The organism is Deinococcus aquiradiocola (assembly GCF_014646915.1).
Classification (GTDB): domain Bacteria; phylum Deinococcota; class Deinococci; order Deinococcales; family Deinococcaceae; genus Deinococcus; species Deinococcus aquiradiocola.
In genome coordinates this window covers 237,180-248,434 of record NZ_BMOE01000002.1, presented here as the reverse complement: position 1 = coordinate 248,434, position 11,255 = coordinate 237,180, and the positions used below count along the sequence as shown (strand labels likewise).

The following is an 11,255-nucleotide window of genomic DNA, read 5'->3' as shown; positions in this document are numbered from 1 at the left end:
CCCGCCCGCCCCCACCCGGGCGGCCGAGAGTGACGCTCTTCGACCTCGGCGGCCGCCGCGCCCTCGTCACCGGCAGCAGCGGCGGCATCGGCCTGGAACTCGCCCGCGGCCTCGCCCGCCACGGCGCGGCCGTCCTCATCAACGGCCGCGACCCCGGCAAGGTCAGGGCAGCCGTGCAGACCCTCCAGGCCGAAGGCCACGAGGCCCGCCCCGCCCCCTTTGACGTGACCGACGAGGCCGCCGTGAACACCGGCATGCAGGCACTCCTGCAGGACGGCCCGCTCGACATCCTCGTCAACAACGCCGGCATCCAGCGCCGCGTGCCGCTCACCGACGTCACCCTCGACACCTGGGACGAGGTGCTGCGCAACAACCTCACCTCCGCGATGCTCGTCTCCCGCGCCGCTGCGCCCGGCATGATCGCGCAGGGGCACGGCAAGATCATCTGCACGCTGTCCCTGATGAGCGAACTCGGCCGCCGCACCACCGGCCCCTACACCGCCAGCAAGGGCGGCCTGAAGATGCTCGTGAAAGCCATGTGCGCTGAGTGGGCCGAACACAACATCCAGGTGAACGGCATCGGGCCGGGGTATTTTGAGACTGACATGACTGCACCTCTCGTCCAGGACGAACAGTTCAGCGGCTGGGTCAGGGCCCGCACGCCCGCCGGTCGCTGGGGCCACCCGCGCGAACTCGCGGGCGCGGCCGTGTTCCTCGCGTCGGACGCGTCCAGCTTCGTGAACGGTCAGGTGATCTACGTGGACGGCGGGATGCTGGCGGTGCTTTGACGGACGCGCCCGCCCGGAACCACACAACCGGCCAGGCCCTCGTGGTCGGCCTGGACCTGGGCACCACCTCCGTCAAGGCGCTCGCCCTGGACGCCTCGGCGCGCGTGGTGTCGCGGCACGAGGTGGGCTACCCGCTCGGGGTGTCGCGGCACACGGCGGGCGACGCCGGGGAGGCCACGCAGGACCCCGCGGCCGTCGTGCGGGCCGCGCGCGAGGCGCTGGCGCGACTGCAGGCCGACCTGCCCGCCCGGCGCGTGCGGGCCGTGGTGCCGAGCGCCGCCATGCACAGCCTCGTCCTCGTGGACCGCGCCGGAACGCCGCTCGCCCCGGCCCTCACCTGGGCGGACACCCGGCCTGCCGCGACCCTGCCGGACCTGCGCGCGGCCCTCGACCCGCAGGCCGCCTACCTGCGTACCGGCTGCCCGGTCCAGACGCCGTACCACCCGGCCCGCCTGTGGTGGCTCGCGCGGCACGACCCTGCCCTGCTGGGCCGTGCGGCGCTCGCCGTGTCGCTCACGGACCTCGTGCTGCACGACCTGACGGGCGCGTGGGGCACCAGCGTCGGCCTCGCGTCCACCACCGGCCTGATGAACCTGCGCGCCGGTGCCTGGGACGACGACCTGCTCGCCGCGCTCGGCGTGACGGCCGACCTCCTGCCGCCCATCCTCGGCGCAGCGTCGCCGGTCGGCACGGTCCGGGCGGGCGCGTGGCGCGGCGTGCCGGTCCTGGCGGGCAGCAGCGACGGCGCGCTCGCCAACCTCGGCAGCGGCGCCGGGCCGGGCGAGACGGTCCTCACGGTCGGCACGAGCGGCGCGGCCCGGCGGCTCACCGCGCGCCCCGTGCTCGACCCGCTGGCCCGCACGTGGACGTACCGCCTGGACGCGGACACGCATCTCGCGGGCGGCGCCATCAACAACGGCGGCCTGCTCGTCGACTGGGTGCGCGGCCAGTGGTACACGGACCTCGCCCCCCGGGACGGCTTCCGGCAGCTGCTGAGCGACGCGGAGCGTACTCCGCCCGGCGCGGACGGCGTGACGCTGCTCCCTTACCTGACCGGCGAACGCAGCCCGTCCTGGCGGGCGGACCTGACGGCCACCGTGCACGGCCTGCGCCTGGGCCACACCCGCGCCCACGTGGCGCGCGCGGCGCTGGAAGCCGTGGCGTTCAGCCTCGCGGCCGTGCACGACCTGATCCGCCAGGGCGACCCCCCGGCAGGGGAGGGGACCGTGTCCGCCACCGGGGGGCTCGCGCGCGCGCCCGTCTGGAATGCCTTGCTCGCCGACACGCTCGGCACGCCCGTCCGTTCGCAGGGCGCGCCGGACGCGTCCGCCATCGGCGCGGCCCTGCTCGGGCACGGCCCGGATACGCTGGCCGCCGTGCGCGCCGCGGCCGCCGGGGCGAGCGTCATCCGGCCCGACCCGGCCCGCACGGACGCCCTGAGGGACGCCCGTGGCCGCTGGACGGCCCTGAACGCCCGCCTGAACGGCTGATCCCGTACCCTCCCCAGGAGGGGGGCGGCCTCCTCCCGGCCAAATCCGTGCCGTGCGGCGCACCTTCACCGTTCCCTGAAGGTGCGCAGGTTCTTGTGTGCCTGCAGACGCGCGTCTATCATGCTTCTGTACCCCCCTGGGGGGGATAGGAGCGAATGGAATGAAGACGCTGGAGGTCGGAGTGCAGGGCATGACGTGCGCGAACTGCGTGGGGCGCGTCGAACGCGGACTCAGGAAGACGGAAGGCACCCTGGACGTCGCCGTGAACCTCGCGACGGAACGCGCCACCGTCCACTACGATCCGGCCCTCACCACCCCCCAGGCCCTCCTGGACCGCGTGCGCGAGACCGGGTACGAGCCCGTGACCGGCGCCGCCGAATTTCCCGTGCAGGGCATGACCTGCGCGAACTGCGTGAACCGCGTCGAACGCGCCCTGACGCGCCTGGACGGCGTCCTCACGGCCAGCGTGAACCTCGCCACCGAACGCGCCACCGTCACGTACCTGCCCGCCGCCGTCACGCCCGCCCTGCTGCGCGCCGCCGTGCGGGACAGCGGCTACGCCGTCCCCGAAGCGCGGGCGGGCGAGGACCCCACCGACGTCGAGCGCGAGGCGCACGAACGCGACCTGCACGACCAGCGCCGCGCCGTCACGTTCAGCGCCGTGTTCGCCGTGCCGCTCCTGCTGCTCGCGATGCTGCCCATGCTGTTCATGCCCGCCGAGATGTGGCTCACGGCGCACCTCGGCGCGGGCCTGAACGTCCTGATGCTGGCGCTCGCCGTGCCGGTCCAGTTCGGCCCCGGACGGCGCTTCTACCGGCAGGGCTGGGCGGCCCTGCGGCACCGTTCGCCCGACATGAACACCCTCGTCATGATCGGCACGACCGCCGCGTTCGCTTACAGCGTTCTCGTCACGCTCGCCCCCGGCTTCTTCCAGGCGGGCACCGCGCACGTGTACTTCGAGGCGAGCGCCGTGGTGATCACGCTGGTGCTGCTCGGCAAGTACCTCGAAGCGCTCGCGAAGGGCCGCTCCGGCGACGCCATGAAGAGCCTCCTCGGCCTGCAGGTCCGCACGGCCCGCGTCCTGCGCGCCGGAACGGAAACCGAGGTGCCGGTGGACGACGTGACGCCCGGCGACGTGATCACCGTGCGCCCCGGCGAGAAGATCCCGCTGGACGGCGTACTGCTGGACGGCCACAGCTTCGTGGACGAGAGCATGCTGACCGGCGAGAGCGTCCCCGCCGAGAAGACCGTGGGTGCGGCCGTGGTGGGCGGCACCGTCAACGGGACGGGCACCTTCCGGTTCCGCGTCACGCGGGTCGGGCAGGACACGGCCCTCGCGCAGATCATCCGGATGGTGGAACGCGCGCAGGGCAGCAAACCACCCATCCAGGGCCTCGCGGACGCCGTGGTGCGGGTATTCGTGCCGGTCGTGCTGGCTGTCGCCGCCGTCACCTTCCTGGCGTGGATGCTGTTCGGCGGTCCAGGCGCCTTCCAGACCGCGCTGATCGACACGGTCGCCGTCCTGATCATCGCGTGCCCCTGCGCGATGGGGCTCGCCACGCCTGTCAGCGTCATGGTCGGCACGGGCCGCGCCGCCGAACTCGGCGTGCTGTTCCGCAGCGGCGCCGCACTGGAGGCCCTGCAGGGCGTGCAGGTCGTCGCGCTCGACAAGACCGGCACCCTCACCGAGGGCCGCCCCACCCTCACGGACTTCGACGTCCGGCCCGGCTTCGACCGCGCCCGCGTGCTCGCGCTCGTCGCGGCGGCCGAGACGCGGAGCGAACACCCGGTCGGCCGTGCCATCGTGAACGCCGCCGCCGCCGAGGGCCTCACCCTCCCGCAGCCGGGGGACGTGCAGGCCATGCCCGGCTTCGGCCTGAGCGCCCGCGTGGACGGGCACGACGTACAGGTCGGCGCGGGGCACCTCATGACGCGCCTGGGCCTCGACACCGCGCCGCTCGCGGACGCTGCCGCGCGCCTCGCCGACCTGGGCCGCACCCCGCTGTACGCCGCCGTGGACGGACACCTCGCCGCCGTGATCGCCGTCGCCGACCCCGTCCGGCCCGGCAGTGCCGCTGCCGTGCAGGCCCTGCACGCGCGCGGCCTTCAGGTCGCCATGATCACCGGCGACCACGCGGGCACCGCGAACGCCGTCGCGCGTCAGCTCGGCATCGACACTGTGCTCGCCGGGGTGCTGCCGGACGGCAAGAGTGCCGCCGTCGCCGCCCTGCAGGCGCAGGGGAGACGCGTCGCGTTCGTCGGCGACGGCATCAATGACGCGCCCGCCCTCGCGCAGGCCGACGTCGGCGTCGCCATCGGGACCGGCACGGACGTCGCCGTGGAGACCGCCGACGTCATCCTGATGAGCGGCGACCTGCGCGGCGTCCCGAACGCCGTCGCGCTCAGCCGCAGCACCCTCGCCAACATCCGCACGAACCTCTTCTGGGCCTTCGCGTACAACGTCCTGCTCATTCCCGTCGCGGCCGGCGCGCTCACGCCCGCGTTCGGGTGGCGCCTCAGCCCGGTCCTCGCGGCGACCGCGATGGGCCTCTCCAGCGTCCTCGTGCTCGGCAACGCCCTGCGCCTGCGCACCTTCCGGCCGCCCGTCCCCGCCGCCTGAAGCGCCGCCCGCACGTCACGGCCGCTTCAGGAATTCGAGCAGTTCCGCTGCCGCTGCCGCTCCCGCCCGGTTCGCACCGATGGTGGACGCGGACGGCCCGTACCCCACCAGGTGCACGCGCGGGTCCCGCGCAGCCTGCGTCGCGAGGCGGCCCGTCATCACGATCCCGCCGTCCTCGCCGCGCAGCATCAGCGGTGCCAGGTGATCCAGGGCACTCCGGAAGCCCGTGCACCACAGCAGCACGTCCGCCCGCAGGGTCCGCCCGTCCGGCCAGCGCACGCCGTCCTCGGTGATCTCGCTGAACATCTCCTGACGCCGCAGCACGCCGCGCGCCCGCATGGCCTGCACGGCGGGCGTCACGGGAAGGCCCGTCACGGACACCACCGAGTTCGGCGGGAGGCCCGCCCGCACGCGGTCCTCCACCAGCCGCACGGCGGCCCGCCCGGCCTCCTCGCCAAAGGGACCGTCCCGGAAGACGGGCGGCGTCCGCGTGACCCAGGTGGTGTCCGTGACGCGTGAGATCTCGTCGAGCAGCTGCACGGCGGAGATGCCGCCCCCGATCACGACGACGTGCTGTCCCGCGAACGCCTGCGCGGTACGGTAGTCGCGGGTGTGCAGCGTCCGGCCCCGGAAGCGTTCCGCGCCCGGGTACGGCGGGATGTACGGCGCGTCCCAGGTGCCGGTCGCGTTGATGATGCCGCGCGCGGACAGCGTCACCCGGTCCGCCTCGACGCGCAGCCGGGCGCCGTGCGGCGTGACGAGCGCCACCCGGACCGGCCGGTACACCGGCAGCCGGTAGCGCTGCTCGTACTCGGCGAAGTACGCCGGCACGGCCAGCGACGCCTGCACTTCCCCCGCCTGCGTGCCGACCACGTCCGTGAACGGCAGGCCCGGCAGGTCATGGACGCGGTTCACGGTATTGAGCGTCAGGCTCGGCCAGCGCTCCCTCCACGCCCCGCCGGGACCGGGAGAGGCGTCGAGGATCACGTATCCGCGCCCCGGCGTCAGACCGCGCCGCTGCAGGTGGTACCCGGCGGACAGGCCCGCCTGCCCCGCGCCGATCACGGCGACGTCCACCTGCACGGCCAGACCGGTCCCGGCGGGGGACGGGGAGGGGAGAGTCGTCACCGGCGGAACTCCTGCGGCCCGGACCCGGACAGGTCAGGCAGGCGGGGCCTCCCCGCATCCGGCACCCAAAGTGGACTCACCTCTGCCGCCCGTCACGCCGGGACGCCCGCTCCGCCCGGAAGGAGGACCGAGGGAGCGTCTGCCCGCGGCTCACTCGCCCAGGAACGCCTGCGCGACGCCCTTACGGAACGTCTCGGCGCCCACCTGTTCACGCTGCGCGTACGTCGCCTGCGCGTCCCGGCCCGCCACGTACCGCACGCGGTCCTCGCCGTCCGTGACGGCCTCCCACACGATCTCCGCGATCTGCTCGGCGCTCGACCCGAGCCCCTGACGTTCGGGCTTCGAGAAGGCCGCCATCGTCTTCCCGAGCGCGTCCGCGTACGCGTCGTGCTGCGTGACCACGATGGACCGGCCCGCGAAATCCGTGCGGATGCCGCCCGGCGCGACCGTCTTCACGCGCACCCCGAAGGGCTTCAGCTCGAAGGCGAGGCTCTCGCTCCAGCCTTCGAGCGCCCATTTGGTCGCGTGGTACACCGAGTTGAACGGGAACGTCACCAGTCCGCCGATGCTGGTCGTCGTGACGATCACGCCTGCCCCGCGCGTCCGGAAGTGCGGCAGGAAGGCCTGCGTGACGCGCATCACGCCGAGCAGGTTGGTGTCGAGCTGCCGGACGAGCTGCTCGTCGCTGGCACCCTCGAACGGCCCGGCGAGGCCGTACCCGGCGTTGTTGAACAGCACGTCCACGTCCTCCAGCTCCAGGGCGCGCCGCGCCGCGTCCTGCACCTGCTCCGGCTTCGTGACGTCGAGCGGCAGGACCGTGACCTGTGCGTGCGCGGCGAGGTCCGGGGCGGCCGCCGGGTCGCGCATGGTCGCGATGACGTTCCAGCCGCGCTGCGCGAACAGCAGGGCCGTGGCGTGCCCCAGTCCCGTCGAGGCGCCCGTGATGAAGATCGTGTTCGGCATCCTTCCTCCTCGCCCCGGCCTCACGCTGCGCGCCGCTGCCTGTGACCGTGGCCGGTCCCACCTTACACCCGCGCGCAGGTCCGTTTACACGATTCAGACACGTACCGCCTACCCTGGGCCGCATGACCAACACGTTCCGTCATGCCGCAGTTCGCCTCCTCCTCACGACCTCCTGCCTGACTGGCGCGGCGCTCGCGCAGCCCGGCCAGCCCGGAGCGCATCCGGGCGGTCACGCCGTCTCCGCTGCCGGGCCGTCCGGCATGACGGCGGCAGGGCCGACCCTGTCGCGCCTGAACGGCCGGGCCTTCGACCGGGCGTTCCTGAGCATGATGGTCCCGCACCATCAGGCTGCCCTCGACATGGCGCGCGCCGTACTCAAACGCACCCGGGACACCCAGGTGCGTGCATGGGCGAACGCTGTCATCCGCACGCAGCAGTCAGAGATCGGTACCATGACGGCCCTGTTGCGTCCCCTGGGCGGCCCGGACCGCGCCATGGCGGCCAGCATCATGGCGTCCATGCACGACATGGTCGCCGAGGTGGGGCAGGCCCACGACGCGGACGAAGCTTTCGTTCGCAGCATGCTGCCGCACCACGCGTCTGCCATCGACATGGCCCGCGTCGCCCTGGAGCGCAGCGGTGACCCTCGCGTCCTGAAGCTCGCCCGGGACATCGTGGTGGCCCAGGCTGGCGAGATGTACCTGTACCGGTCGTGGGTGCTGAACCGCTGACGTCGATGAAGTGCATCATGAAGGCAGCGGCCCGGCCCGGTGGGGGCCGGTGAAGTCCGGGAGGGGCATGGCGAGAGTGATGGTGGTGGATGACGATCCGGCCGTGCTGGAGATCCTGAACGCATACCTCGGCAGGGACGGGCATGAAGTCGTCGTGTCCGGCGACGGCATGGACGCCGAACGTCATTTGGGGACCGTGGACGTGGTCGTCGTGGACTGGATGCTGCCCGGCCAGAGCGGCGTGGACCTCATCCGCCGCGCACGCCTGCAGTACCCGGCCCTGCCGCTGCTGCTGCTCACGGCGCGCGGCGACGAGGACGACCGTGTGCGCGGACTGAAGGACGGCGCGGACGATTACGTCGTCAAGCCCTTCAGTCCGCGCGAGGTGCTGGCGCGGGTGGAGGCCCTGCTGCGCCGCGCGAACGTACGAGACGTCATTACGCTCGGCGACCTTGTGATCGGTGCGCAGGCCCGCACCGTCACGCTTGCCGGGACGGCTGTGCCGTTCAGCCGCACCGAGTTCGAGCTGCTGCTCACGCTGGCCCGTCACCCGGGCGTCGCGTTCAGCCGTGAGCGCCTGCTGGAGCGCGTGTGGGGGGCCGGGTTCGGCGGTACGGAACGTGTGGTAGACGTGAACATCCAGGTGCTGCGCCGCAAGCTGGGCGACGACCCGGAGGCGCCGACCTTCATCGAGACGGTGCGCGGCCACGGATACCGGTTCCGCGATCCAGGCACGCCGTGACGGGAGACACCGACGCATGAAGCTGCTCGTCCGGCTGTTCCTGTCGCACGCGCTGGTGGTCGTCCTGACCGTGGCGGCCCTGCTGGTGCTGGCAGAGGTGCTGGCCCCCACCCTGATCCAGCATCACGTGCAGGAGATGGAGCGCCTGATCGGCCCGGTGGGCCGCTCACTGCGCGACGACCTGAGCCGGGGCATGCGCACCACCCTCACGAGCGCCCTGCTGATCGCGTCCGGCATCGCGATGTGCGTCGCCTTCCTCGCCGCGTACGTGGCGGCGAGGCGTGTGGTGCGGGCCGTGCAGAGCCTCAGCGAGGGCAGTCTCGCGATCGCGGAGGGCGATTACCGCCGCAGGCTCCCGGAGGACGGACAGGACGAACTGACGGCCCTGGCCCGCAACTTCAACCGCATGGCGCGCAGCCTCGCGGACGTGGAGGCATCGCGGGTAGAACTCATCACGAACGTCGCGCACGAACTGCGCACGCCACTCACGGCGCTGCAGGGGTACGCGGAGGCGCTGCAGGACGGCGTGATGCCGCCCGCGCACGCGTCGGCAGCCGTCCTGCGCGAGACGCGCGCCATGGAGCGCCTCACGGACGATCTGGCGCTCGTGTCGCGGGTCGAGGCAGGTACCGTCGACCTGCGCTCCTGCACTGTTCCCGTACCGGACCTGCTGCTCGGCGCGCTGGACCGTTTTGGTCCGCTGGCCTCCGAACGTCACCTGGCGCTGCACGTGAGGCCTGCGCCGCACGGCCTCGCCGTTCACGCGGACCCGGAACGCGTCGCGCAGGTGCTCGCCAACCTGATCGGCAACGCCCTGAAGTACACCCCTCCCGGTGGGACCGTCACCGTGACAGCCGCCCCCGTGCCGGGGGGCGTGGCCTTCCGGGTGCAGGACACCGGGCCGGGCGTAATGCCGGAGGATCAGCGGCGGGTGTTCGAACGCTTCTACCGTACGGACCGCTCCCGGTCCCGCCCGGCAGGTGGCGGCGGGAGCGGTGTGGGCCTCACCATTGCGCGCGGTCTCGCGCGGGCCATGCGGGGCGACGTGACCGTCACCTCCTTTCCCCCGGACGGCAGCACCTTCACGCTCACGCTGCCTGCAGACGCGGACGCCACCCCGCCAGCGATCACCTGACGGTTCCGACGTACACTGGCCGTACCTGCACAGGGAGGCCCCATGCCACAGGACGATCCCGCTCCGACTGCCGCACCCTGGACGGCCCTGCAACGCTGGACGGTCGCCGCGACCGTGCTCGGGTCCAGCATGGCCTTCATCGACGGGTCGATCGTGAACGTCGCCCTGAATGCCGTGCAGGCCGCGTTCGGGTCGGGCGTGGCGGGCAGTCAGTGGGTCGTGAACGCGTACATGCTGATGCTCGCGTCCCTGATCCTGACGGGCGGCGCGCTGGGGGACGCGTTCGGGCGGCGGCGCGTGTTCGGGCTGGGCGTGCTGGTGTTCGCGCTCGCGTCGCTGCTGTGCGGCCTCGCCCCGACGCTCGGCGTGCTGATCGCGGCGCGCGTCCTGCAGGGCGCGGGCGGCGCGCTGCTCATCCCGGGAAGTCTCGCCATGATCGGCTCGGCTTTCGACGACGCGGGGCGCGGGCGGGCGGTGGGCGTGTGGTCCGCCGCGACCTCCGCCACGAACCTCCTCGGCCCGGTGCTGGGCGGGGTGCTGGTGGGCGCGCTGTCGTGGCGCTGGGCGTTCCTGATCAACGTGCCGCTCGCCCTGCTGACCCTCTGGTGCCTGCGCGGCGTGCCGGACGACCGCCCGCAGACGGCCGCGCGTCCGGACGTGTGGGGATCGGTGCTCGTGACGCTCGGGCTGGGCAGCGTCACCTTCGCGCTCATCCAGGCGGGCCGCAGCGCGCCGGGGGCTGGCCTGCCGGTCCTGCTGCTCGGGGCACTGGGGGCCTTGCTGCTGCTGGCGTTCGTGCTGTGGGAGGCGCGCACGCCCGCGCCGATGCTGCCGCTGCCGTTGTTCCGCAGCGCAGCCTTCCGCGGCACGAACCTGCTGACCCTGCTGCTGTACGGGGCGCTCGGCGCGGCCACGTTCTTCCTGCCGCTGAACCTGATCGGCGTGCAGGGGTACTCGCCGGCCGGGGCGGGCGCGGCCCTCGTCCCGCTCGCGCTGCTGCTCACGCTGCTGTCGCGCTTCGCGGGCGCGTGGGGCGCGCGGGTCGGGCCGCGCGTGCCGCTCACGCTCGGCCCGTCCGTCTGCGCGGCGGCGTTCCTCGCCTTCGCGGTGCCCGGTGTGGGCGGCGGGTACGTCCGGACCTTCCTGCTGCCCGTCACGCTGCTCGGACTGGGGCTGGCCGTCACGGTGGCGCCGCTCGTGAGTGCCGTGCTCGGCAGTGTGGACGACCGGCAGGGCGGGACGGCGTCCGGGGTGAACAACGCCGTGTCCCGCACGGGCGGCCTGCTGGCCGTCGCCGCGCTCGGCCTCGTGATGCTCGGCGGGTTCCGCGCCGACCTCAAAGCGCGGGTGGGGGCGCGTCACCTGCCGCCCGCCGTGACGGCCGCCATGCTCGCGCAGGCGGACCGGCTCGCCCAGGTCACGCCGCCCGCGTCCCTCCCGCCCGCCACCCGTGCCGCGCTGAAACTGGACGTCCGGCAGGCCTTCGTGGCCGGGTTCCGGCGCGTCAGCCTGTGGTGCGCGGCGCTCAGCGTCCTCGCGGCCCTCGCCGGATTCCTCGCGTATCCCGCCCGGCGGGGGCAGCGGTCCGGACCGGACGGCACTGCCCCGCCCGCCTGACCGGACGCTGCAAGAACTCCGTCAGACCCCCTGGCGTACCC

Annotated in this window: 9 protein-coding genes; 7 read left to right on the top strand and 2 right to left on the bottom strand. The window is 73.4% G+C overall.

The genetic code is table 11. The annotated features are described in order from the left end of the window. Positions 1 to 29 precede the first annotated feature (29 nt). The 3 genes from IEY33_RS04950 (at position 30) to IEY33_RS04940 (ending at position 4,898) form a co-directional block, all read left to right on the top strand. Positions 30 to 788, top strand: a complete 759-nt coding sequence (locus IEY33_RS04950; protein WP_188961159.1) for an SDR family oxidoreductase — start codon at positions 30 to 32, stop codon at positions 786 to 788. Then, complete coding sequence (locus tag IEY33_RS04945; protein WP_188961158.1) at positions 785 to 2,278, top strand: gluconokinase; 1,494 nt, start codon at positions 785 to 787, stop codon at positions 2,276 to 2,278. Before IEY33_RS04950 ends, IEY33_RS04945 begins: the two co-directional genes overlap by 4 nt. A gap of 160 nt (positions 2,279 to 2,438) precedes the next feature. Continuing rightward, positions 2,439 to 4,898 (top strand): heavy metal translocating P-type ATPase, encoded by a 2,460-nt coding sequence (locus tag IEY33_RS04940; protein WP_188961157.1) that lies wholly within the window; start codon positions 2,439 to 2,441, stop codon positions 4,896 to 4,898. Positions 4,899 to 4,913: 15 nt separating this feature from the next. Here IEY33_RS04940 and IEY33_RS04935 read toward each other — a convergent pair whose 3' ends face one another. Then, positions 4,914 to 6,026 carry an NAD(P)-binding domain-containing protein gene (locus IEY33_RS04935; protein ID WP_229670778.1) on the bottom strand — a complete coding sequence of 371 codons (1,113 nt, stop codon included), beginning with the start codon at positions 6,024 to 6,026 and terminating at the stop codon, positions 4,914 to 4,916. Between the two features lie 150 nt (positions 6,027 to 6,176). Continuing rightward, positions 6,177 to 6,989, bottom strand: a complete 813-nt coding sequence (locus IEY33_RS04930; protein WP_188961156.1) for an SDR family oxidoreductase — start codon at positions 6,987 to 6,989, stop codon at positions 6,177 to 6,179. A gap of 122 nt (positions 6,990 to 7,111) precedes the next feature. On the opposite strand from IEY33_RS04930, the gene IEY33_RS04925 reads away from it, so the two are divergent. From IEY33_RS04925 to IEY33_RS04910, 4 genes are all read left to right on the top strand, one after another. Beyond that, on the top strand, positions 7,112 to 7,720 hold the full coding sequence (locus IEY33_RS04925) for a DUF305 domain-containing protein (RefSeq protein WP_188961155.1): 609 nt from the start codon (positions 7,112 to 7,114) through the stop codon (positions 7,718 to 7,720). Positions 7,721 to 7,787: 67 nt separating this feature from the next. Beyond that, on the top strand, positions 7,788 to 8,462 hold the full coding sequence (locus IEY33_RS04920) for a winged helix-turn-helix domain-containing protein (RefSeq protein WP_188961154.1): 675 nt from the start codon (positions 7,788 to 7,790) through the stop codon (positions 8,460 to 8,462). A gap of 16 nt (positions 8,463 to 8,478) precedes the next feature. Next, positions 8,479 to 9,597 (top strand): sensor histidine kinase, encoded by a 1,119-nt coding sequence (locus tag IEY33_RS04915; RefSeq protein WP_188961153.1) that lies wholly within the window; start codon positions 8,479 to 8,481, stop codon positions 9,595 to 9,597. 42 nt (positions 9,598 to 9,639) lie between these two features. Further along, positions 9,640 to 11,214 carry an MFS transporter gene (locus tag IEY33_RS04910; protein WP_188961152.1) on the top strand — a complete coding sequence of 525 codons (1,575 nt, stop codon included), beginning with the start codon at positions 9,640 to 9,642 and terminating at the stop codon, positions 11,212 to 11,214. The last annotated feature ends 41 nt before the right edge of the window (positions 11,215 to 11,255 follow it).